General features: G+C 69.9%; 18 protein-coding genes, 2 tRNA genes and 2 pseudogenes. 13 read left to right on the top strand and 9 right to left on the bottom strand.

Going from position 1 to position 21,562, the window contains the following annotated elements; genetic code table 11:
* Positions 1-21: 21 nt before the first annotated feature.
* Positions 22-846, top strand: coding sequence for a GNAT family N-acetyltransferase (locus tag ACFVVO_RS20170; protein WP_390056650.1), 825 nt, complete (start codon positions 22-24; stop codon positions 844-846).
* A gap of 10 nt (positions 847-856) precedes the next feature.
* On the opposite strand, the gene ACFVVO_RS20175 is transcribed toward ACFVVO_RS20170, so the two are convergent.
* Positions 857-1,378, bottom strand: a complete 522-nt coding sequence (locus ACFVVO_RS20175; RefSeq protein WP_390056652.1) for a DsbA family protein — start codon at positions 1,376-1,378, stop codon at positions 857-859.
* A gap of 296 nt (positions 1,379-1,674) precedes the next feature.
* Here ACFVVO_RS20175 and ACFVVO_RS20180 point away from each other — a divergent pair, with 296 nt between their 5' ends.
* Both ACFVVO_RS20180 and ACFVVO_RS20185 read left to right on the top strand, forming a co-directional pair.
* Positions 1,675-2,133 carry a hypothetical protein gene (locus ACFVVO_RS20180; RefSeq protein ID WP_390056654.1) on the top strand — a complete coding sequence of 153 codons (459 nt, stop codon included), beginning with the start codon at positions 1,675-1,677 and terminating at the stop codon, positions 2,131-2,133.
* Between the two features lie 122 nt (positions 2,134-2,255).
* Entirely contained in the window at positions 2,256-2,408 is a 153-nt protein-coding gene (locus ACFVVO_RS20185; RefSeq protein ID WP_174266498.1) for a hypothetical protein, read from the top strand.
* 75 nt (positions 2,409-2,483) lie between these two features.
* On the opposite strand, the gene ACFVVO_RS20190 is transcribed toward ACFVVO_RS20185, so the two are convergent.
* Together ACFVVO_RS20190 and ACFVVO_RS20195 are read right to left on the bottom strand one after the other, a co-directional pair.
* Positions 2,484-3,041 (bottom strand): CGNR zinc finger domain-containing protein, encoded by a 558-nt coding sequence (locus ACFVVO_RS20190; protein WP_390056656.1) that lies wholly within the window; start codon positions 3,039-3,041, stop codon positions 2,484-2,486.
* Between the two features lie 290 nt (positions 3,042-3,331).
* Positions 3,332-3,745 carry an SsgA family sporulation/cell division regulator gene (locus ACFVVO_RS20195; RefSeq protein ID WP_004002642.1) on the bottom strand — a complete coding sequence of 138 codons (414 nt, stop codon included), beginning with the start codon at positions 3,743-3,745 and terminating at the stop codon, positions 3,332-3,334.
* 190 nt (positions 3,746-3,935) lie between these two features.
* Between ACFVVO_RS20195 and ACFVVO_RS20200 the strand changes: the two genes are divergently transcribed.
* From ACFVVO_RS20200 to ACFVVO_RS20225, 6 genes and pseudogenes are all read left to right on the top strand, one after another.
* Positions 3,936-4,397, top strand: coding sequence for a TIGR02611 family protein (locus tag ACFVVO_RS20200; RefSeq protein ID WP_390056657.1), 462 nt, complete (start codon positions 3,936-3,938; stop codon positions 4,395-4,397).
* Between the two features lie 96 nt (positions 4,398-4,493).
* Positions 4,494-4,565 (top strand) — tRNA-Val (locus ACFVVO_RS20205).
* A 356-nt stretch (positions 4,566-4,921) separates the two neighbouring features.
* A pseudogene (locus ACFVVO_RS20210) lies at positions 4,922-5,901 on the top strand (ABC transporter substrate-binding protein); the annotation flags it as partial.
* Positions 5,902-5,905: 4 nt separating this feature from the next.
* Positions 5,906-6,946, top strand: a pseudogene (locus ACFVVO_RS20215) (Tat pathway signal sequence domain protein); the annotation flags it as partial.
* Positions 6,947-7,073: 127 nt separating this feature from the next.
* Positions 7,074-7,520 (top strand): SRPBCC family protein, encoded by a 447-nt coding sequence (locus ACFVVO_RS20220; RefSeq protein WP_390056658.1) that lies wholly within the window; start codon positions 7,074-7,076, stop codon positions 7,518-7,520.
* Between the two features lie 39 nt (positions 7,521-7,559).
* A tRNA-Val gene (locus ACFVVO_RS20225) sits at positions 7,560-7,634 on the top strand.
* A gap of 364 nt (positions 7,635-7,998) precedes the next feature.
* On the opposite strand, the gene ACFVVO_RS20230 is transcribed toward ACFVVO_RS20225, so the two are convergent.
* From ACFVVO_RS20230 to ACFVVO_RS20240, 3 genes are all read right to left on the bottom strand, one after another.
* Positions 7,999-9,351: a hypothetical protein gene (locus ACFVVO_RS20230; protein ID WP_390056660.1), complete on the bottom strand. Its 1,353-nt coding sequence runs from the start codon at positions 9,349-9,351 to the stop codon at positions 7,999-8,001.
* A gap of 392 nt (positions 9,352-9,743) precedes the next feature.
* A complete protein-coding gene (locus ACFVVO_RS20235; RefSeq protein WP_390056662.1) occupies positions 9,744-10,925 on the bottom strand; it encodes a cupin domain-containing protein in 1,182 nt (393 codons plus the stop codon).
* A gap of 199 nt (positions 10,926-11,124) precedes the next feature.
* Positions 11,125-11,850, bottom strand: a complete 726-nt coding sequence (locus tag ACFVVO_RS20240) for a 3'-5' exonuclease (RefSeq protein ID WP_390056663.1) — start codon at positions 11,848-11,850, stop codon at positions 11,125-11,127.
* A 168-nt stretch (positions 11,851-12,018) separates the two neighbouring features.
* On the opposite strand from ACFVVO_RS20240, the gene ACFVVO_RS20245 reads away from it, so the two are divergent.
* The 3 genes from ACFVVO_RS20245 (at position 12,019) to thrS (ending at position 15,957) form a co-directional block, all read left to right on the top strand.
* Positions 12,019-12,585 carry a DUF4365 domain-containing protein gene (locus tag ACFVVO_RS20245; RefSeq protein ID WP_390056665.1) on the top strand — a complete coding sequence of 189 codons (567 nt, stop codon included), beginning with the start codon at positions 12,019-12,021 and terminating at the stop codon, positions 12,583-12,585.
* Positions 12,582-13,814, top strand: coding sequence for a hypothetical protein (locus tag ACFVVO_RS20250; RefSeq protein ID WP_390056667.1), 1,233 nt, complete (start codon positions 12,582-12,584; stop codon positions 13,812-13,814). The genes ACFVVO_RS20245 and ACFVVO_RS20250 overlap by 4 nt, the downstream gene beginning before the upstream one ends.
* Before the next feature lie 166 nt (positions 13,815-13,980).
* Positions 13,981-15,957 carry a threonine--tRNA ligase gene (thrS, locus tag ACFVVO_RS20255; protein WP_390056669.1) on the top strand — a complete coding sequence of 659 codons (1,977 nt, stop codon included), beginning with the start codon at positions 13,981-13,983 and terminating at the stop codon, positions 15,955-15,957.
* A gap of 27 nt (positions 15,958-15,984) precedes the next feature.
* On the opposite strand, the gene ACFVVO_RS20260 is transcribed toward thrS, so the two are convergent.
* On the bottom strand, positions 15,985-16,644 hold the full coding sequence (locus tag ACFVVO_RS20260; RefSeq protein WP_390056671.1) for a potassium channel family protein: 660 nt from the start codon (positions 16,642-16,644) through the stop codon (positions 15,985-15,987).
* Between the two features lie 67 nt (positions 16,645-16,711).
* On the opposite strand from ACFVVO_RS20260, the gene ACFVVO_RS20265 reads away from it, so the two are divergent.
* Positions 16,712-17,275, top strand: a complete 564-nt coding sequence (locus ACFVVO_RS20265) for an HIT family protein (RefSeq protein WP_390056672.1) — start codon at positions 16,712-16,714, stop codon at positions 17,273-17,275.
* A 42-nt stretch (positions 17,276-17,317) separates the two neighbouring features.
* On the opposite strand, the gene ACFVVO_RS20270 is transcribed toward ACFVVO_RS20265, so the two are convergent.
* Positions 17,318-18,964, bottom strand: a complete 1,647-nt coding sequence (locus tag ACFVVO_RS20270; RefSeq protein WP_390056674.1) for a hypothetical protein — start codon at positions 18,962-18,964, stop codon at positions 17,318-17,320.
* Between the two features lie 210 nt (positions 18,965-19,174).
* Positions 19,175-21,373 (bottom strand): elongation factor G-like protein EF-G2, encoded by a 2,199-nt coding sequence (locus ACFVVO_RS20275; protein ID WP_390056675.1) that lies wholly within the window; start codon positions 21,371-21,373, stop codon positions 19,175-19,177.
* Between the last annotated feature and the right edge of the window lie 189 nt (positions 21,374-21,562).

The following is a 21,562-nucleotide window of genomic DNA, read 5'->3' on the forward strand; positions in this document are numbered from 1 at the left end:
CGAGCGGGTAGAACACCCGTGATGACGACGACCCTGCGGCCGACCGAGCCGCTTCAGCACAACGCCGACGGAACACGTTCACGCCGGTACCAGGTGTGTGTGAACAGCCGTCCCGTCGGCGTGCTCCACCTCGGCACCTCGGCGAACCTCGGTGACTCGGTGGCGCGCATCATCGAGATGCGGATAGCCGAGCCGGACCGGCGGCGGGGCAGGGGGACGGTGGCCGCGCTGGCCGCGGAGGAGGTCGCCCGCGGCTGGGGCTGCACCCGGATGGATGCCGTGGTCCCGGCGGCGGCCGAGGGCGCGCTGCGGCTGGCCGACGCCCTCGGCTACACCCTGCGCAACCGTGGCATGGAGAAGCACCTCGGCGGCACTCCGCCCGAACTGCCCCCGGACAGCCGGGAGCGGCCGATGACCCCGGCCGAGTTCGCCGCCTGGCAGGAGCACGAGACCGAGGACTACGCCCGGATGTGGATCGAGCGGGGCGTCTCCGAGGCGGCCGCGTACGCCAAGGCCCGCAGGGACCACGAGACGCTGCTGCCGCACGGGCAGTCGACCGGGAACACGCGCTTCAGCGTCCTGGAGCACGCCGGGACGCGGGTGGGCGTGCTGTGGCTGGCCCTGCAGGAGGACAAGGCGTTCGTCTTCGACGTCGAGACCGACCCGGCACACCGGGGCCGGGGACACGGCCGGACGCTCATGCTGCTGGCGGAGCGCCAGGCGATCGCCGCCGGTCGGCCGGTCCTCGGCCTCAACGTCTTCGCCGGCAACGCCCCGGCCGAGCGTCTGTACGAGTCACTGGGTTACGAGACGACGGTCAGCGCCCTCACCAAGCCCCTGCTCTAGCCGGGCTGGGTCACGCCTCCTCGGCCAGCAACCGGTCGGCGATCTCCTCGATCCGCTCGCGCAGCCCCTCCTGGCTCTTGCCGCCGTCGAGGCGCTCGCCGCCGATGACGTACGTCGGGGTGCCGCTCACGCCGATGGCCTTGCCCTCGGCCTGGTCGGCGTCGACGATCAGGATGTGCCGGCCGTCGATCAGCGCGGTGTCGAACTCCTCGGCGTCCAGGCCCAGTTCCCGGGCCACCTCGACCAGGAGGGCTTCTCCCTCACGGTCCAGCTCCGCCACCCGCTCCAGCACCGCCTCCACGTACGGCCAGCCCTGCCCCTGCACCAAGGCCTCCTCGGCGGCCTGGGCGGCGGCGAAGGCGTGCTTGTGCTTCTCCAGCGGGAAGTGCCGCAGCCGCAGCTCCAGCCGGTCCCCGTAGCGGGCCCGCAGGGCGCGGACGTCGTCCAAGGCGCTCAGGCAGTCGGGGCACTGGAGTTCGCACCAGACGTCGAGGACGAGGGCCTCGGCGCGGTGGGGTGAGGAGTCGCTCATGGCCACCAGTCTTCCAGGCGAGCCCTCGGGGGCCGAATCGGGCGCTGACGCGGTGCCCGCCGCGGCCCCCGGGGCCTCTCGTTCGGGCCCGATCCGCCGGCCCCGGGGGCTCTCACGCGGACCGGATCCATGGAGGACGCGGACTGGACCCGCGGAGGAGACGACCCGGAGATCTCCCTGATGTCGGGCCGGAGCATGGCCTCGCGGGACCGGGACGGTGCAGGATGGAACGGACGAAGCGCACGCCCCGTGCCGCTCTCGTCCCGCCACCCGACCGAGCCCGCCAGGAGGACCGGATGATTGCCGAGACCGTCTGCTCCGCCGTCTCCGCGGCGGGCCTGGGGATAGCCGTGGTCACGGCCTACCGCAAGCGCTACCTCTCCGCCGCGCGGATCGCGGCCTACTCCCTCGTGCCGATCGGCCTGGTGATGACCGGGATCGTCGGCTGGCTCTCCGACACCGCCCTCAGCCCCACGGCCTGGGCCGGCTTCGGCGTGCTGGGCGCGGCCTGGCTGCTGTTCGCCGGGACCCGCGCCGTCGAGCGCCGGCGCGGCGGCACCCGCGCCGAGCGCAAGGCCGAGCGCGCTGCGGCCCGCGGCGCTCGGGCCGACGACGCGGTGGCGCCGGCGGCCTCGGCCCCCTCGCTCGGCGCCGGGAAGAGCCCCGCGACCCGGCCCGCCGCCCCGCCCGTCGGCACGACCTCCGCCGACGACTTCAGCGACATCGAGGCCATCCTCAAGAAGCGCGGCATATGACCTGAAACCGTTCACAACCGGAACCAAAGTGAGCCGGTCAGTGGGGAAAACGGTGAACACCCGCACTCGGTGAGTGTGTTGATCGCCAAGGGGGTGGTGCCTGGGCCATCATCACCCGCGAGATGCTGGACACGTCAGAGAGCGAGGCCGCGCCGCCGAAGGACGAGCCGCGCGGGTGCCTCTTCGCCCTTTCCCAGCCACCGCTGATGATCTTCCTTGCGGTGATCGGGTGTCTCATCCTCATGGCTGCGCTGCACGACCTGCTGTTGCTGTGAGCCGTACACGTCCGTCCCGGCGTCACCCGCCGGGACAGGCGTCGCCCCGATGAGCGCGAGCGCCCCGCCCGGCCGTCAGCCCGCCGCCTCCTTGCGCCGTGCCCGGTACGCGGCCACGTGCAGGCGGTTGCCGCAGGTCCGGCTGTCGCAGTAGCGCCGCGAGCGGTTGCGGGACAGATCCACGAAGGCGCGCCGGCAGTCCGGGGCCTCGCAGCGCCGCAGCCGCTCCTGCTCCCCGGCCACCACGAAGAAGGCGAGCGCCATACCGCAGTCGGCGGCCAGGTGGTCCGCCACGGACGCGCCGGGAGCGAAGTAGTGCACGTGCCAGTCGTAGCCGTCGTGGTCCGTGAGGCGCGGGGTGGTGCCGGCCGCGGCGACCAGCTCGTTGATCTGCCCCGCCGCCGCCCGGGCGTCCGGCGCGGCGAAGATCCCCGCGAACCGGCTCCGGACCTTGCGCACCGCCGACAGATCGAACTCCGAGAGCACCCCGACATCACTGATGTTGTGGCCTCGCACGAAGTCGACGAGCGCCGCGACATCCGGCAGTCCGTCCGCCGTCTCGTCGTCCGGCGCGGAGTTCACCAGATCCACCACGGTGTCTAGGGCACAGCGGATGTCGTGGGTGATCAGCACGTTTCGCTCCCTGGCCTGGAGGTCGGGCGGGCGCCCGCCGATGCCGGCCGATAGTAGCGACAACCGCGCCCATCGCACCGGGTACCGCCCCGCCGGCGGACCGCCGGCACGGCGCCCCCGTGCCCCTGGGGTTCCCGAGTGTCCCACGCCCGGACGCGCGCGGTACACATACAGGCGGGCGCCATCACCGTGAGCACTCACGGTGACGGCGCGGGCCTGCCGTATGCGGTTGTCTGAGCCCGAGCCGTCTCCCCGAGTGGACGGCGCCGGGCGGCTTCGAGGGGCGCGACCTAGCTCTCCGCCAGGATGTGCGAGAGCTCCTGATCCAGATCGAAGTGCCGGTGTTCCGTGCCGGGCGGCACGGCGGCGTCGGTTCGCTTCAGGAAGGACTCCAGGGCCCGCGCCGGGGCCTCGAGCAGAGCCTCTCCCTCAGGGGAGCTGAGGGCGATACAGACCACGCCCTGACCATGACTGCGGGACGGCCAGACTCGGACGTCTCCGGTGCCGGTAGGACGGTGGAGACCCTCGGCGAGGAGGTCGCGGGCGAACACCCACTCGACGGTCTCCTCGGCTCCGGTGTGGAAGGTGGCGTGCACGGCGTAGGGGTCGGCCGTGTCGTACCGCAGGCCTGCGGGGACAGGCAGGGAGGACTCGCTCGACACAACGAGGCGCAGGTGCAGCTCGCAGCTGACCGTGGTGTTCATAAGCGCCAGGGCCTTTCGCTCAGTGTGCGCTCGGGGATTCGCACGTCGGCGAAATCGACATGCCACCTACGGTGCCGTTGTAAACCCCTCTGAGGGTTTTGCGTGCCTTTACGTAACTCTTCCGGCCGAGAACTTTGGTGAGACCTGCGACCATTCCAGTGACTGATTCACTACGGTAGGGTTTGTCTGTATGAATACGGGGAGTGACCAGCCGGGCGACGTTGCCGTGGCCATCGACGAGGCGGACGAGATGAAGGCAGGCGAGGAGCGGGCCGAGCGGGGACTCGGCTCCCGGGCTCCGCAGTTCGTCAAGTCACGCCGTGCTCTGCATCTGAGCTGGCAGGTCGGCGTCTTCGTGATCGGCCTCGCGGTCGTCGCGGCCGGTGTCGTCATGCTGCCGCTGCCCGGCCCCGGCTGGGTGGTGATCTTCGGCGGCATGGCGATCTGGGCGACCGAGTTCGTCTGGGCCCAGCTCGTGCTGCGCTGGACCAAACGCAAGGTCACCGAGGCGGCCCAGCGGGCCCTCGATCCCCGGGTGCGCCGGCGGAACATCACGCTGACGGCGATCGGCCTGGTGATAGTCGGCGTGCTGGCGGGGATCTACCTGTGGAAGTTCGGCTTCGTCATGCCCTGGAAGATCCAGGACCAGTGACCAGGGCCGCCGCCGGTGCACCGGGTGCCGGCGGCCGCGCGTCCGGCCTCTGGTCGGAGGCACCCCCTGACATGGGGTAATGTTCTTCCTGCGTCCGGGCGATTAGCTCAGTGGGAGAGCGCTTCGTTCACACCGAAGAGGTCACTGGTTCGAACCCAGTATCGCCCACCCGGAAGACGGCCCACCTGCGAACGGCAGGTGGGCCGTCGTCGTTGCGCGTGTCGGGCGCCACCGGATCCCTGCGGTCACCGTGCCGGGAGCCGACGCGCCGTCACCACGCGCGGCGGGGCCGATTCCGGGCGTCCCGGCGACCGTCTTCCGTGTTCGGCCCCTCGGCCGCACCTCCCCCCACCTGCCAGGTCCTCCCCGTGCTCGCGCGGCCCCCGCGCCTCCCGCCGCCCGGTGGCCGAAGAAAATCCTGTCCGAATCATTGACGCACCCCGGGCCCCTCCGTAGCTTGTGCCAGCAAGCGCTTACTTGAAACGATTCATGAGCGGCGACGACGCTGCGGGGAGGGCCCGACTGTGGGAACCAGCAGGAACCTTGAGAGGCGTACGATCCTGAAGGCGGCCGGAGTGTCGGCCGCCGCCCTAGGGCTCGCGGCGACGACCGGGTGCGGCGGCGGCAGCGGTTCCGGGGACGGCACGGTGACGATCCGTTACTCCTGGTGGGGTGCCGAGGAGCGGGCCAAGAAGATCAACCGGACCATCGCGCTCTTCGAGAAGAAGTACCCCAAGATCAAGGTCAAGACCGACTTCCAGACGTATCAATCGTTCTGGGAGAAGTTCCAGACGCAGGCCGCCGGCGGAAATCCCCCGGATGTTTTCCAAAACGCCGTCACGTTCCTTCGGAAGTACGACAAGCGCGGAATTCTCCTCGACCTCAAGTCCCAGGTGCGGGCAGGGAATCTGAGCCTGGATCACTTCCGGGCGGGCGTCACGAAGGTCGGCGAGGTCGACGGCAAGCAGCTAGGAATTCCCGTCGGCTCCAACACCATGGCACTGGTCGTCGACATGAAGCTCTTCCAGCAGGCGGGTGTCGAGCCGGAGCGGGGCTGGACCTGGGACGAGTACTTCAAGGCCCTGAAGACCATCCACGACAAGACGAAGATCGCCGGTGACACCGGCTACTTCACCATCATGTACCTGTACGACCTCTACCTCCGGCAGAACGGCAAGGCGTTCTTCACCGAGGACGGGCTCGGTTTCGACAGGGCCGATCTGACGGAGTGGTGGACCGACGGCTACAACCGGGTCAAGGCCGGCATCGTCACCGACCCGAAGACCGTCTCCCAGGACCTGCCCAAGTCCTCCCTCTCCGCCCGCCACGGGCCTCGGAGTTCACCTGGGACAACTTCACCGTCCGCTACACGGCCGAGGGTGACAGCACCTACGGCCTCGCCCCGATACCCACCACCGACGGCAAGAACACCGGCCAGTACCTGGCCTCCCTGATGCTCAGCGCCTCCGCCCGCACCGCGCACCCCAAGGAGGTCGCCCAGTTCACACTCCGCCCGGCACGTGTGGCGGTACGACATCGGCGGCTACGCCTGGGACAACTCCGAGCTCTCGCCCGACCTGTGGCTCTGGTACGCCTACCTGCGCAGCGGCCGCTCCGACATCTTCCGCTTCGCCGAGGCCATGACCCGGCACACCGGCGAGGTCGACGTCTACCACCTCGGCAAGTGGGCGGGCCTCGGCACCCGGCACGGCGTGCAGCACTTCGCCGACAGCGCCAAGCAGCAGCGCATCGCCAACACCACATACCGGCGCTTCTACTACTTCCTCACCGCCGACGAACGCGTCGGCGACCTCATGCACGCCAACGTCGACTCCGACGAGACGTTCCTCGTCCTCGACCCCAACCGCAAGGTCCGCACCGACCCCTACACACCCGACCGGCACGCCCTGTCGATCGGCTTCGGCACCGACTGGAGCGGGCTGGTGTCGGCCTGGCTGACCGAGTGGGAACGCCGGGGACCCAAGTGGGAGAAGGCCAAGGCCCGCGTGCTGTCCACGATGGAGGGCATCGCCGCCCAGCCCAACGGCTTCGTGCAGGGCAGCGGGCTCTACGACCTGGACACCGGGAGGTTCGCCGTCGCCGCCGAGCCCGTGGTGGCCGTCTCCCACCTCTCCGCGGTCTTCGGCCTCAACGAGCTGTGCGCCGAGCCGATCCACCTGGTCGACATGCCGAAGTTCAAGGAGGCGTACCTGGACTACTGCCGGTACTTCAACGCGAGCAAGGCCGAGCAGGCGGCCCGTTACGGCTCCAACTCCGGCAGCCTGATCCTCTTCCAGGGCCACTCGCGCCTCGACGCCTACGCCGCCGTCCAGACCGGGGACGAGGCGCTCGCCAAGCGTGCCTGGACCAAGTTCTACGGCTCGGACGGCTACACCGAGAACTCACCCTGGAAGACCGAGAAGCTGACCGGACCGGCCACCCTGGTCGAGGGCGGTGAGGCGAGCTGGGTGTCCGGCAACGACACCGCGCTGTACGGCCTCGCGGCCATCGAGAACCTGGCCCTGCTCGGCGACAGGATGCCCGGTTAGAGGGAGGCGATGGGGGAGCGCCGTCGCACGGGCGGCGGCGCTCGTTCCCCGAGTGTGGTGTGCGTCACTCGGGGGCGCATGAGTACGCGTACTCAGATCCGCGCGCAGTCGCGGGCAGACTCGGGTCATGGACTGGAACCGCTACCGCTTCCGCACCCTGTGGTCCCTGCCCGCCCCGCCGGCCGACGTGTTCGCCGTGCTGGAGCGGCCTGAGGACTATCCGCGCTGGTGGCCCCAGGTGCGCTCGGTCACCCGCCTCGACGCGGCCACCGGCGTCCTCACCATCCGCTCCCTGCTGCCGTACGACATGACGCTCACCGCCCGCGAGACGCGCCGCGACCCGGCCGCCGGTGTCCTGGAGGTCACCGTGTCCGGCGACATCGAGGGCTGGGCCCGCTGGACCGTCACCCCCGCGGGCCCGGGCACACTCGCCCGCTACGACCAGGTGGTCGAGGTGACCAAGCCCCTGCTCAGGCGGCTTGCCGTACCGGGCCGGCCCCTCTTCCGGGCCAACCACGGGCTGATGATGGCCGCCGGCCGCCGCGGACTGCTGCGCCACCTCCAAGCGGTTTGAAGTAACCCCGCGGAGCCCTGTATTGTTCAGGGCGTTCCCGGGCGATTAGCTCAGTGGGAGAGCGCTTCGTTCACACCGAAGAGGTCACTGGTTCGAACCCAGTATCGCCCACCATGTCCGGTACGCCAGGGTCCTTCCTCCGACGAGGAAGGGCCCTGTGTCGTTCGACGCGGCTCCCCGCTCGCGGCTGCCGGCTCCGCGGCAGCTCGCCGCCTTTCGCTCGCCATTCTGTTCGGCCATACTGCTGGCAGCGTACGTTCGCTGCCGATCACCGCGCAGCTCGGTATTCCCCCATCATGGTGCAGGAAGGGAATTCATGGAGTCGCGAACCAAGGAACACAAGGTGAGGGAAGCCTCCGGAAGCGCAACGGAATCCGAGGCTCCGGGACTCATCATTCAGATTGACGAGGTGCCTGTGGCGCGTGAGCGCTGTGCGGCTGTGGGGAAGAACGGCAACAACCGGGCCGAGCTTTCCATGTCATGATTCCCGGTGCTGGAGAGCCGTTGTGTGACGGAGGAACTCCGCTGCCAGCGGCTCTCTTTCATGACCCTTGGCGACCATGCGATCAGCCAGATCCAGAACGAGTCTGCCCACCTGGCGGGACTGCATCCTGGTCGCCTGATCTGCTGCCCGGATGCCGAGGCGGCAAGCCTCTTCCAGATGACCGTCGTCCAGTCGCGCCCACGCCATGTATGTGGTGTTGGAGACGATCTGACGTCCGGTGCTGTGGGCGAGGCTGCTTTCCGCGAAGTCGAACATGCGCTGCGTCTGTCCGGTCTCCCGGCAGCAATAGGCGAACTGGTTCGTCATGTAGTGCTCGTCGAGGAAGCCCATCCACTCGGGATCGTCGCCCTGAGCCGCCCTCGCGGCTTCCGTCCGGGCCATGACGGCTGCGGTTTTCCTGTCTCCCAGGGTGGCGTATGCCCTCGCCTCCATGGCCAGGGCGCGCGTCAGGCTCGCCGGGCTGCCGCTTCGCACTGCTGAATGGACAGCCACCTGGGCAATGTTCACCGCCTCCGCCGCGTTGCCGGTGAAGGTGGCGACATGGCTGAGGGCCGACAGGAGATTGCTGCCGATCGCGAACCCCGGGGATCCGGCTTCGGCGGCCAGGGAAAGCCCCTGGGTGAGGTACCGCTGTGCCAGCCCCCAGGCTCCGATGTCGTAGGTCATCCAGCCCAGCGTCATGCACAGTTCGGCCGAGGCGATGAAGAGTTCCCGGCGGACGGTGTCCGTCGACTGGGTGCGGATCAGCGGAACGACGTCGTGGTGCAGGTAACTCGCCAGTGCCGTCCGCGCGTGACTGCCGCCGTACGTGTTGTCCGCCTCGATGAAGACCTTCATCATCAGGCGCATGTTCTCGACCTGCTCCATGCGCACCGTATTGCCGACTCCGTCCTCTCCGCGTAGCAGGTGCAGGAGCCAGTCACGTTGGGGACCGAGGGCGGCGCTGGCGGAGAACGGCAGAAGGTAGAGGAACTCACGTCGCTCCATGTCGGCTTTTCCCAGCTTCTCGGTGATGTCCAGGGTCGCGGCCAGGTCGGATTGCTGTTTGAGGGAGCTCGATACCAGATCGAGCTCCCATTCGTCTCCGAACCCTATCTCCGCCGGGGTGACCACCCTGTCCAGTTTTTGACTCAACGCTTCGGCCACGATGAGTGGCACCATGCCGCGCGGAGTCTTTCCTTTCACCCAGTAGCTCACGGACGACTTGTCGTACGTCAGTGAAAGCCCGTACGAAATTCCGATGGTGTTGACGCGGCGAGCCAGACCTTCGTAGGAGCATCCAGCTTCTGTCATGACTTTCCGGAGCTGACTGTTCTGGGTCGCCATCGTCTGCCTCTCCGCCTGCACGGCAGTACCAAGCCGAGAATACGACGATCGCGTGATCGATAGTAGCCGAAGTGCCGCCGTTCAACTCCGCGTTCAACCGAAACTTCGAGCGGACACCCGGACCCCCGCTGTTCCATGATGCAACTCGCACCACCTTTCGTTGGATCAACGCCGAACCCATTCTGGGGATACCGCCCGGAAGTGGAAGCACTCCTGGGCCTCTTGACCCACGCGGTATTCGAACGAGGTGACGCGAGCGATGCACGAGGATCAGCAGCCGAATGGAACCAACCGTCCGACTTCGCAGGAGGTGACCCTGCTCCTCGTGATAGTGATGGTGATCGCGTCGACACGGGACGCCGGCCTCCAGGCCCTTCTCCTCGAGTGGCTTCTCAGGGGGCTGAAGTTCTCACGCTGAGCAGCCCGGCGACCTGGAGCTCCAGGACGAACGCGCGAATCCGTTCCTTGTCGACCTGCGCGCTCAGATCGGAACACAGACGCGCGAAGCTCAGCTTCCGGTGTGACATGAGCTCCCGTAGGACCACGGAAGCCGGCTCCGCGAAGGTCCAGACGCGTCCCAGGGCGCCCAGGGTTGTCCGCCCCTCGGCGGTGCGCGGCACCGCCCGGGGTGCGAGCCACTCCAGCAGCGACTCGTCTCCGATGTTCTGCGGATCGGGACGCACCGCGTCGAGGTTGATCAGCGCACGACTCGCCGCGGTCGCGTCGCTGACGTAGAGAAAACGCTCCAGGCTGTCCTCGGTCAGCCGCGCCAGCACCTCATCCCGCAACCGGGCGAAGTACCTGCCGCGCTCCTGCGCGTCGGCGTGCCGGGGAATGTCCTGACGCAGCACGGCACTGCTGATCAGGTCCTCAGCCAGCCATGACAGGAAGTCGTATCCGGTGCGGCGGGTCACGCCAATCGTCAGATGCAGTGAGGGCGTCTTGGTGGCGTGGACGCGGTGCCACTCGCCCCGGGGCACGTACAGCACATCGCCGGCATCGACCAGGAGCGTGTCCTTCGGGTCCGACGGCGGTTCGGTGTTGGCCTCGACGTCCTTGCGCATGGGCCAGTCACGGGTGCTGCCGTAGAAGCTCCACGCCTTCTGGCCGTACACCTGCAACACGATGACGTCGTGGTCGTCCCAGTGGAGATCGAAACCCTCGATCTCGGACCACCCCGCGTAGGCGTTGATGATCACTCGCTCGCGAAAGGCGGACTCGAGCGCGACGGCCAGCTCACGTATCTCGGGAACCATGTCGTCGACCGAGTCCAGGACCAGCATCGCCCCATCCTGCAACTGCCGGTACAGCTCGGTCGGTTCGGGTACTTCCGCGGTGTCCGGCGGGCCCGCCTGCCGCATGTAGCTCTCCCTCGGGATGATGTTCCCCTCACGGGACAGCCGGAAGCGCGGGTGGGCGTGTCGGTGTTCGGAGAGCAGGGAACTGAGCATTCGCCAGTCGAGGAGCTCCACGAACCGGTCCGGCGGGCCGGAGAAGACGGCCGTTCGTCGCCCCCAGACATCGCCGAGGAATTCCTCGGTGCTCGTCGGGGTCACCAGCGCTGCCAGATCCATGTCCGCCCCCGTGCTCATCTGCTTCGAGTGAGCTTTCACAGGGCAGGATGGCACGCACGCTCCGGGGGGTAAACGGGGCGATTGCGCCAGGTCCGGTGTCGCCTTCGACTCCAGCGGCCCGGCCTCCGAAGGCTCCGGCAGCGGTCGGCTCCGCGGAGACGGCGGCATGGCGTGTCCGGCGGCCGTCGGCGGGCGAGGCTCACGCGGCCGCGGGCAGTTCCGGTCGCAGGGGCCAGTCCGTGCTGACTATCTCCTCCGAGCCGCTGCGGGCGAACCAGGCCTGCAGGCCGCGTGCCTGGGCCGCGTGCCAGTTGGCCTGGAGGGTGTGCAGCTCGGTGGGGGAGAGGCGCTCCAGGCGGGTCGCGAAGCGGCGGCCCACGGCCCGTACGACCTCCAGCGCGGCCAGCGCGTCCGCCGCAGCGTCGTGCGCGCCCTCCAGACCGACGTCGTAGTGCGCGCACAGGTCGGTCAGCGTGCGGCGGCCCTTGCGGTAGCGGTCCAGGTGCTTGTCCAGCACTCGCGGGTCCAGCACCCGCAGCGGGGCCGCCTGGAACCAGTGGTCCAGCGAGGAGGCCCGGTGCCGGCGCAACTCCCGGTCCAGCAGGGTGAGATCGAACGGCGCGTTCATCACCACCAGCGGCCGCCCCATCGCCGCGTGCTCGGCCAGCTGATCGGCTATCTCGTACATCACCGGCGCCGGCCAGCGGCCGTTGTGCTGCAGGTGTTCCTCCGTCAGCCCGTGCACCGCGGTCGCCGCCTCGGGCACCGGCACGCCGGGGTTCACCAGCCAGCGGACGATCCGCGGCCGGGTGCCCGGCGCATCCTGGACCACGACGGCGGCCGACACGATCCGGTCGGCCTCGACGTCCACACCCGTCGTCTCCGTGTCGAAGGCGGCCAGCGGCCCCTCGTACCAGCTCGTCATCGCAATTCAACTCCTCGTTCACCCGGGGCAGGTGACATCCCGTCTTCTGCCTGTTTGGTGATACCCGGGCCGTTTGCGCCGTACGCCGGAAGGACACAACAGGAGTACGGGTCTTTGCAGTTCAGCGGCCCGCAACGGGGAAACCCATGGCTCGGAAGGCTGTTGGTCATGGCCATTGCGCAGCCCGAGCGGGGCGGGCTGCTGCCCGAACGCACGGGTCACCTCCGCGGCACGCTCGCCACCACCGCCTGCATGGAGACACTGCAGGTCGGCTATCTGCACGCGGTCGCCGCCGCGGCCGGCTGCTCGCTGTCCCAGCCCTTCCCGGACAACGGCATCGACTGGCACGTCAGCCACGGCGCACCCGGGCACACCGTCGACGACGAGGTGACCATCAAGGTGCAGCTCAAGTGCACCTACCAGATCGCGCCGAACCCCCCGGGCCGCTTCTTCTCCTTCACGCTCGACAACGAGCACCTGCGCAAACTCGCCCGCACACCCGTCTCGGTGCACAAGATCCTAATCGTCATGCTGGTCCCGCGGTCCCAGGACGACTGGCTGCGCGCCGGCCACGACCGGCTCGACCTCAGGCACTGCTGCTACTGGGTCAACCTCGCCGGCCATCCGGTCACCGGCCGGCACCGGACCACCGTGCGGATACCGACCTCACGCATCTTCGACGACCGGGCGCTGTGCGAGATCATGACGCGGGTCGGAACGGGAGGCAGGCCATGAGGAGCCGTCCCCAGGAGGAACTTCCGCGCCAGGCCCGGCCGCACCCCGACGATCCCGCGTGGAACCGGCCGCCCGACCCCGCCGCGGTCGACCCCGCCGTGCTCGGCGCCCTGCTGCACCGGCACGGCTGGCAGCGGCGCGGGGGAGCGGCCGGGCGCTACGGCCGCTGGACCCCGCCGGGTCCCGGCGGCGCCGGCACCAGCCTGCTGGTCCCCGAGAGCCGCGCCTTCCCCGACAGCGAGGACCTGCTCGGCGAGGCCCTCGACGCGCTCGCCCGCAGCGACACTCCGTCCGCGCGCGAGGTGCTGATCTCCCTCGCCGTGCCCAGCGACGAGATCCGCTGGTGGCGGGACGCCCCCGGCGGACCGTCCGGCGCCGCGCCCTGGACGGCCGACGAGCGGCTGCGCGCCGCCGCCCGCCAGCTGCTCCTCGCCGCCGCGCTCGCCACGCGCGCGCGTGCCGGCTACCACGGCGCCCGGCACCGGTCGGCCGCCGCCACCCTCCTGGAGAACGTGCTCGTCGGCCCCGGCGCGGAGGGGCGCCGGCTCACCGCCTTCGTGCCCGTGCCCACCGGCCGCCCGCTCGCCGTCCGGCTCCACCAGGCGCTGTACGCGGTCCGCGAGGCCATCGACTACCAGCGCGCCACCGGCGGCATGGACGCCTTCGACGGCGCCGTCGAGGCCGGCGCCAGCCGCGAACTGACCGACGCGCTCACCACGCTCGTGCGCGGCACCGAGGGCGCCCGCGTCGCCGTCGCCTGGGCGCCCGGGGCCGGTGTCCCAGAGGGCTGCGCCGCCCCGGCGGAACCCGTCGAGTTCTCACCCGGTGACCTGCCCGCCCTGCGCGCCGCCGGCGCCCGCTATCTGCGCGACGAACCCTCCGTACCGGTCCGGATCACCGGCGCCGTCGTCCGGCTGCGCCGCTCCGGACCGTTCGGCGAGGGCGCCGTACGGCTGCGGGTGCTCGCGGGCGCCGACGTCCCGCACGTCCGCGTCACCCTGAGCGAGGAGGACTACCGCATCGCCGGTCACGCCCACCTCGTCGGGCTCCCGGTCCGGGTGCACGGCCGGCTGGAGCGCCGGGGCGGCTTCCGCAGGCTCACCGGCGCCGGCGGGGTCGTACCCGTCCAGGTGGACGACGCCGAGCGGGACCGGCTGATGAAGTCACTGCACGAGAATCTCGACTTCTTCGAGGAGGCGTGCGGGGAGGCGTATCGGGACGGGGACTGAGGCGTTCCGGGACGGGGGATCGAGGCGAACCGGGACACGGGTCCGAGGCGTACCGGGAGAGAGACTGAAAGTAACCGTTTCGCGGTCGGCGGTCCCGGGTCGGTACGATCCGTTGTGCGCGCGCTCCGGGTATGGCGCCGCACCCACCTTCAGTCAGGAGAGACCGGTGTCAGACGTCCGTGTGATCATCCAACGCGATTCCGAGCGGGAAGAACGCGTGGTGACGACGGGGACTACGGCCGCCGACCTCTTCGCGGGCGAGCGCTCGATCATCGCCGCGCGCGTGGCCGGTGAGCTCAGGGACCTCAGCCACGAGCTGTCCGACGGTGACGAGGTCGAGGCCGTCGAGATCTCCTCCGAGGACGGCCTGAACATCCTGCGCCACTCCACCGCGCACGTCATGGCGCAGGCCGTGCAGGAGCTCTTCCCCGAGGCCAAGCTGGGCATCGGCCCGCCGGTCAAGGACGGCTTCTACTACGACTTCGACGTCGAGAAGCCGTTCACGCCCGAGGATCTCAAGGCCGTCGAGAAGAAGATGCAGGAGATCCAGAAGCGCGGGCAGCGCTTCTCCCGCCGCGTGGTCACCGACGAGTCCGCCCGCGAGGAACTGGCCAACGAGCCGTACAAGCTGGAGCTGATCGGCCTCAAGGGCTCGGCGTCGCACGACGACGGCGCGGACGTCGAGGTCGGCGCCGGTGAGCTGACGATCTACGACAACCTGGACGCCAAGACCGGCGAGCTGTGCTGGAAGGACCTCTGCCGCGGTCCCCACCTGCCCTCCACCCGCCTGATCCCGGCGTTCAAGCTGATGCGCAACGCGGCCGCCTACTGGCGCGGCAGCGAGAAGAACCCGATGCTCCAGCGCATCTACGGCACCGCCTGGCCGTCCAAGGACGAGCTGAAGGCGTACCTCGACTTCCTCGCCGAGGCCGAGAAGCGCGACCACCGCAAGCTCGGCAACGAGCTGGACCTGTTCTCCATCCCGGAGCAGATCGGCTCCGGCCTCGCCGTCTTCCACCCCAAGGGCGGCATCGTCCGCCGGGTGATGGAGGACTACTCGCGCCGCCGGCACGAGGAGGAGGGCTACGAGTTCGTCTACACCCCGCACGCGACGAAGGGGAAGCTCTTCGAGACGTCCGGGCACCTGGACTGGTACGCGGACGGCATGTACCCGCCCATGCAGCTCGACGAGGGCGTGGACTACTACCTCAAGCCCATGAACTGCCCGATGCACAACCTGATCTTCGATGCGCGCGGCCGCTCCTACCGCGAACTGCCGCTGCGCCTGTTCGAGTTCGGGACCGTGTACCGGTACGAGAAGTCGGGCGTCGTGCACGGCCTCACCCGTGCCCGCGGCTTCACCCAGGACGACGCGCACATCTACTGCACCCGTGAGCAGATGTCCGAGGAACTGGACAAGACGCTCACCTTCGTCCTCGGCCTGCTGCGCGACTACGGCCTGACCGACTTCTACCTGGAGCTGTCCACCAAGGACCCGGAGAAGTTCGTCGGCTCGGACGAGGTCTGGGAGGAGGCGACCGAGACACTGCGCCAGGTCGCCGAGAAGCAGGGCCTGCCCCTCGTGCCGGACCCGGGCGGCGCCGCCTTCTACGGCCCGAAGATCTCCGTCCAGACCAAGGACGCCATCGGCCGGACCTGGCAGATGTCGACCATCCAGCTCGACTTCAACCTGCCCGAGCGCTTCGACCTCGAGTACACCGGCCCCGACGGTGCCAAGCAGCGCCCGGTGATGATCCACCGCGCCCTGTTCGGCTCCATCGAGCGGTTCTTCGCGGTGCTCCTCGAGCACTACGCGGGCGCCTTCCCGGCCTGGCTCGCCCCCGTCCAGGCGATCGGCATCCCGATCGGGGACGCGCACGTGGAGTACCTGGAGAAGTTCGCGGCCGCGGCCAGGAAGCAGGGCCTGCGCGTCGAGGTGGACTCCTCCTCGGACCGCATGCAGAAGAAGATCCGCAACGCCCAGAAGCAGAAGGTGCCCTTCATGGTCATCGCGGGCGACGAGGACATGTCGGGCGGTTCGGTGTCCTTCCGCTACCGCGACGGCTCGCAGGAGAACGGCATCCCGTTCGACGAGGCCATCGCCAAGATCGCGAAGGTCGTGGCGGAGCGGGCCCAGGTCTGATCCGCACCACCCGAAGGCCCCCGGGGATCACTTCCCCGGGGGCGCTTCGTCGCCCTCGCGGGTGAAGGTCTGCATCAGCCACGACGAGAACGAGCCCGTCACCGCGCCGAGCAGGCCGAGACCGCCGGCCATCATCCCGGTCGCGATCACCCGGCCGAGCCGGGTCACCGGGGTGATGTCGCCGTAGCCGACCGTGCTCAGCGTCGAGGCGGCCCACCACACGGCGTCGCCGAACGTCCGCATGGTGGCGCCGGGTGCCCCGCGCTCCTGCTGGTAGACCGCGAGAGCGCCGGAGAAGCCGAGCAGCAGGGTGGACAGGCTCGCATACGCGATCACGCGCGCGTACAACGAGAGCCGGGGCTCCCCCTGCCGGCGCTGGATCACGTCGTAGAGCGGAACGATCCGCAGCGGGCGCAGCAGCGGCAGGACCACCACGACGGTGTGCAGGAAGTGCGTGCTGACGAAGCGCAGGAACCGCTGACCGCCGAGTCGCCAGCGCACCAGGTAGTCCGCCGCGAACAGCACCCAGAGCGTGAGCATCGCGGCCAGGCACAGGTTCCGCCAGAAGGACGGGATGCTCACGGCCAGGACGCGGGTGGCGTAGGCGCCGATGAAGAGCAGTGACCCAACGAAGAGCGGGATCTCGGTGCGCTGCTCCCAGCGGGCCGCGGTGTTGTCGTCGTCCACCGGCCCAGCTTGTCCGGTGACGGCGTTCCGGCCGCCCCGGCGACACGCCGCGAACGGGCGAAGCCATATGCTGCCTTGCATGACGAGTGAGCCGGAACAGCAGATCGGAGTGGGGACGCAGGACGCGTTCCAGCGCCTGTGGACGCCCCACCGGATGGCCTACATCCAGGGCGAGAACAAGCCGACCGGTCCGGGGGCCGACGACGGCTGCCCCTTCTGCTCGATCCCGGCCAAGTCCGACGACGACGGCCTGATCGTCCGCCGCGGCGAGCACGTGTACGCGGTCCTCAACCTCTACCCGTACAACGGCGGCCATCTGATGACCGTGCCGTACCGGCACGTGGCCGACTACACGGACCTGACCTTGCCGGAGACGGCCGAGCTGGCCGAGCTGACCAAGCAGGCGATGACCGCGCTGCGCACCGCGTCCGGCGCGCACGGCTTCAACATCGGCATGAACCAGGGCACGGTGGCCGGCGCCGGCATCGCCGCCCACCTGCACCAGCACATCGTCCCGCGCTGGGGCGGCGACACGAACTTCATGCCGGTGGTCGGCCAGACGAAGGTGCTGCCGCAGCTGCTGGCGGACACCAGGAAGATGCTGGCGGAGGCCTGGCCGGCGCCGGCGTAGTCCCAGTAGACCCACCGGTGCCCTCGGTCCCGAGGGCACCGCTCACGCGTCGTACAGGTCGGCCTTCTTCGGCGTCGGGTCCTGCACCAGGCCGCTGAGGACGGACGAGCGGTTGCCGAACTTCTCGGTGTCCACGCCGTTCTCCCGCAGCACCCGGATCGCGGCCGAGTGCACCACCCGCAGCACCGGGGTGGCCGCGCGCAGCGCGTCGTCGGCCATGAAGCGGTGCCGCCACGGCTGGTCCGCCCAGGCGTGCCGCAGCCCGAACGGCTCCGGCAGGACGAGCGAGCCGCCGAGCCACTTGAGCATCGGCGGGTACCAGGCCAGCGGGGCGCGCGCGGTGAGCCGTACCACCTCGTCGGTGGGCACCAGGGGCAGATTGACCGTGCGGTTCTCCCAGGGCTTGAGCGACTTGGCGACCTCCTTGGTGGGCGCCGTCGGCTTCGTGGTGAACAGCGGGTTCACCGGTCCCAGGGCGTGCCCGGTCACCTCGATGCGCAGCGTCTCGTGGAGCACCGTCACCGTGATCATCATGGTGATGACGAGCTGCCCGTCCCACAGGGTCCACTGCACGCCCAGGTAGTGCCGGTCACCGCTGCCGAACTGCTGCTTGTTGCAGATGTCCTGTATGGCGTGCTGCTTGATCTGGAACGCCTCCACGTCCGTGCCCTCGGGCCGGGACACCTCCTTGGCGTTCTCCCCGATCGGCGTGACGATCCAGTGCCGTATCGACGGCCGGGGGAAACCGCCGGTGTTCAGCGGACCCCGCTCCAGCATGCGCAGCTTGTCGTGGATGGAGCGTATGACGTCCCAGCTGCGGAAGGGATGGATCTCCCGGGAGGGGTCGGCGGGCTCGAGGTCCTCGGCGAGCTGCCAGGAGCCCCAGCGGGTGCCCATGCCGAGTATGCCCTTGGGCCCGGCGTAGAAGACGGAGTTGGACCGCTGCTCGGCACCGAGCCGGGCCAGTGACTGGCGCAGCTGCTCGGCCGCGGTCTCGCCCGGGGCGCGCGGCACGGCCTCGGGCACCTTGGCGCCGACGCTGCTGCCGGAGAGCAGGCCTTCCCAGCGCGCCCGCAGATCCCGGGCGCTGCGCTCGCAGATCCGCTTGGCCCAGAACCAGCCGAGCACCGGGATCACGACGCAGCCCCGCGCGTACCATCCCCAGAATCCGCCGAAGGGCATCTTCAGCAGGAAGAGCGCGGCGAGCACACCCACCCCGGTGAGCAGGACGGTGGCGAGCGTCCCGGCGCGCTTGTCGTCGCGCCTGGCGACGAGCATGCGCACCTGGAAGACGAGCAGCCAGCCGATGAACCCCGGCAGGAAGATCAGGCCGCACAGCACCACGACGACGGACAACCGGTTGTCGCGTTCGCGGCGGATGTTGTTCGCCGCGAGCGCGTGCTCCACCACGACCTGGGGCTCGGTGCCGAAGGACTGGATGAGCGGCTTGCGGCCCGGGGCGAGCATGCGGTCGACCACGGCCCGCGAGAAGGCCTCGCCGAGATTGGGCTTGAGCAGGGATATCCGGCCGGCCTTGACGGTCGACTGGTGCCATTCGTTGTCGGTCTTCTTGATGTCCTCGATCACGTTGTCCCGGTAGGCCGCCGAGGCCAGCGCGTACGTCGCCGCCTGTCCCTCGTCGCCGGAGACGGGCACCTGCGGTCCGTCCCACTCCATGCCAACCGACATTCCCGCCCCCTCGCCGCCGGTGTCGCTCCTGCGGCCTTCCCGACTTCACTGCCCCGCACACCTGTTGAACAGGCCAACCTGCCGAATCGGCAGGACAACCGCACGAGTTCGGCACGACGTGATCAGGAGATCAGCGTATCCGCAGCCACCGACAGCGCGCCGGTGGACGGCCGAAGCCACCCACCGGCGCACGGAGTCGACCGGTGTGGGTTACGGCGTCTCGCCCGCCTGTTCGCGGATCCGCTCGGCGATCTGCGGCGGCATCGGCTCGTGCCGGGCGTAGGCGCGGTCGAAGCGGGCCGTGCCGTGGGACAGGGAACGCAGGTCGATCGCGTAGCGGCCGATCTCGAACTCGGGCACCTCGGCCCGGATCAGGGTCCGTCCCGAGCCCACCTGCTCGGTGCCGAGCACCCGGCCGCGCCGGCTCGACAGGTCGCTCATCACCGCGCCCACGTAGTCGTCCGGGACCAGCACGCCCACCTCGGACACCGGCTCCAGCAGATGGATCCGCGCGTCGGCCGCGGCCTCGCGCAGCGCCAGCGCGCCCGCCGTCTGGAAGGCGGCGTCGGAGGAGTCCACCGAGTGCGCCTTGCCGTCCAGCAGCGTGATCCGGACGTCGATGAGCGGATAGCCCGCCGCGACGCCCTTGGCCGCCTGCGCCCGTACGCCCTTCTCGACGGACGGGATGAACTGGCGCGGTACGGCGCCGCCGACCACCTTGTCGACGAACTCGATGCCCGAGCCGCCGGGCAGCGGCTCCACCTCGATCTCGCAGATGGCGTACTGCCCGTGCCCGCCGGACTGCTTCACGTGCCGGCCCCGCCCGGCGGCCTTCACCGCGAACGTCTCGCGCAGGGAGACCTTGTGCGGTACGGCGTCGACCTGGACGCCGTAGCGGCTGCGCAGCCGCTCCAGGGCGACGTCCGCGTGCGCCTCGCCCAGGCACCACAGCACCACCTGGTGGGTGTCCTGGTTCTGCTCCAGGCGCATCGTCGGGTCCTCGGCGACCAGGCGGGCCAGGCCCTGCGAGAGCTTGTCCTCGTCGGCCTTGCTGTGGGCCTGGATGGCGAGCGGCAGCAGCGGGTCGGGCATCCGCCAGGGCTCCATCAGGAGCGGGTCGTCCTTGGCCGAGAGGGTGTCCCCGGTCTCCGCGCGGCCGAGCTTGGCCACGGACACCAGGTCGCCGGCGACGGCGTGCGTCACCGGGCGCTGGTGCTTGCCGAAGGGGGTGGACAGGGCGCCGATCTTCTCGTCGACGTCGTGGTCCTCGTGCCCGCGGTCCGCCAGCCCGTGCCCGGAGACGTGCACCGTCTCGTCGGGGTGCAGGGTGCCGGAGAAGACGCGGACCAGGGAGATACGGCCGACATAGGGGTCGGAGGAGGTCTTCACGACCTCGGCGACCAGCGGGCCGTCCGTGTCGCAGACCGCCAGCTCACGCGCCCTGCCGTCGATCGTGGTGACCCCGGGCATGGGGTGCTCGAACGGCGTCGGGAACCCGCGCGTGATCAGCTCCAGCAGCTCCACCGTGCCGAGGCCCTGCCGGGCGCCCTCGGCGGCGGGGGCGGCGGCCAGGACCGGGAAGAACGTGCCGCGTGCCACCGCCCGCTCCAGGTCCTGGATCAGCGTCTTGACGTCGACCCGCTCGCCGCCCAGATAGCGGTCCATGAGGGTCTCGTCCTCGCTCTCGGCGATGATCCCCTCGATCAGCCGGTCGCGGGCCTCCTCGATGTCCGGGAGCTGGTCCTCGCCGGGCTCGGACTCCTTGCGCTCGCCGGTCGAGTAGTCGAACAGCTTCTGCGACAGCAGGCCGACGAGGCCCGTCACCGGAGCGTGCCCGTCCGGGCCCTCGGGGCCGCGCAGCGGCTGGTACAGCGGCAGCACGGCGTCGGGGTCGTCGGCGCCGAACGCCTCCGCGCACACCCGGGTCATCTCCTCGAAGTTCGCGCGCGCGCTCTCCAGGTGCGTCACCACGATCGCCCGCGGCATGCCGACGGCCTGGCACTCCTCCCAGACCATCCGGGTCGAGCCGTCCACCCCGTCCGAGGCCGAGACGACGAAGAGGGCCGCGTCCGCCGCGCGCAGACCGGCCCTCAGCTCCCCGACGAAGTCGGCGTACCCGGGGGTGTCCAGGATGTTGATCTTGATGCCGTCCCATTCGACCGGGACGAGCGAGAGCTGCACCGAGCGCTGCTGCCGGTGCTCGATGTCGTCGTGGTCGGAGACGGTGCCGCCGTCCTCCACGCGGCCCGCCCGGTTCACCGCCCCCGCGGTCAGCGCGAGGGCCTCCACCAAAGTGGTCTTGCCCGATCCGGAGTGGCCGACCAGCACCACATTCCTTATGGACGCGGGGTGGTCGGCCGCCCTTGCCCTGCCGGCGGCTCCAGGATGTGTCTGTGCCTTGTCGCCCATGATCCTGCCTCCCGTGCACGGTGAGGTCACTGTGGGCGCGGACACGCGGGACCCGCGTGCTCTGGCGGCTCCGGCGACGCCCGCGGTCCTTCGAGCTTTCCACTCCCGTAACGCCGCGTCCATACGAACGGCCGCGAAGCGGCCACGGCGGCCCGGGCGCGCCGGGCGTGCCCCGGCCGGGTGTGCGCG

Origin of the sequence: Streptomyces sp. NPDC058145 (genome assembly GCF_042884245.1) — a bacterium.
Taxonomy (GTDB): domain Bacteria; phylum Actinomycetota; class Actinomycetes; order Streptomycetales; family Streptomycetaceae; genus Streptomyces.

Bases quoted from the DNA above. Each gene is read 5' to 3' on its own strand.
- ACFVVO_RS20275 (WP_390056675.1), bottom strand. From the start codon at position 21,373: ATGGGCGACAAGGCACAGACACATCCTGGAGCCGCCGGCAGGGCAAGG.
- ACFVVO_RS20170 (WP_390056650.1), top strand. From the start codon at position 22: ATGACGACGACCCTGCGGCCGACCGAGCCGCTTCAGCACAACGCCGAC.
- ACFVVO_RS20270 (WP_390056674.1), bottom strand. From the start codon at position 18,964: ATGTCGGTTGGCATGGAGTGGGACGGACCGCAGGTGCCCGTCTCCGGC.
- ACFVVO_RS20265 (WP_390056672.1), top strand. From the start codon at position 16,712: ATGCTGCCTTGCATGACGAGTGAGCCGGAACAGCAGATCGGAGTGGGG.
- ACFVVO_RS20245 (WP_390056665.1), top strand. From the start codon at position 12,019: ATGGCCATTGCGCAGCCCGAGCGGGGCGGGCTGCTGCCCGAACGCACG.
- ACFVVO_RS20220 (WP_390056658.1), top strand. From the start codon at position 7,074: ATGGACTGGAACCGCTACCGCTTCCGCACCCTGTGGTCCCTGCCCGCC.
- ACFVVO_RS20175 (WP_390056652.1), bottom strand. From the start codon at position 1,378: ATGAGCGACTCCTCACCCCACCGCGCCGAGGCCCTCGTCCTCGACGTC.
- ACFVVO_RS20180 (WP_390056654.1), top strand. From the start codon at position 1,675: ATGATTGCCGAGACCGTCTGCTCCGCCGTCTCCGCGGCGGGCCTGGGG.
- ACFVVO_RS20230 (WP_390056660.1), bottom strand. From the start codon at position 9,351: ATGGCGACCCAGAACAGTCAGCTCCGGAAAGTCATGACAGAAGCTGGA.
- ACFVVO_RS20250 (WP_390056667.1), top strand. From the start codon at position 12,582: ATGAGGAGCCGTCCCCAGGAGGAACTTCCGCGCCAGGCCCGGCCGCAC.
- ACFVVO_RS20240 (WP_390056663.1), bottom strand. From the start codon at position 11,850: ATGACGAGCTGGTACGAGGGGCCGCTGGCCGCCTTCGACACGGAGACG.
- ACFVVO_RS20235 (WP_390056662.1), bottom strand. From the start codon at position 10,925: ATGGATCTGGCAGCGCTGGTGACCCCGACGAGCACCGAGGAATTCCTC.
- ACFVVO_RS20195 (WP_004002642.1), bottom strand. From the start codon at position 3,745: ATGAACACCACGGTCAGCTGCGAGCTGCACCTGCGCCTCGTTGTGTCG.
- ACFVVO_RS20200 (WP_390056657.1), top strand. From the start codon at position 3,936: ATGAATACGGGGAGTGACCAGCCGGGCGACGTTGCCGTGGCCATCGAC.
- ACFVVO_RS20185 (WP_174266498.1), top strand. From the start codon at position 2,256: ATGCTGGACACGTCAGAGAGCGAGGCCGCGCCGCCGAAGGACGAGCCG.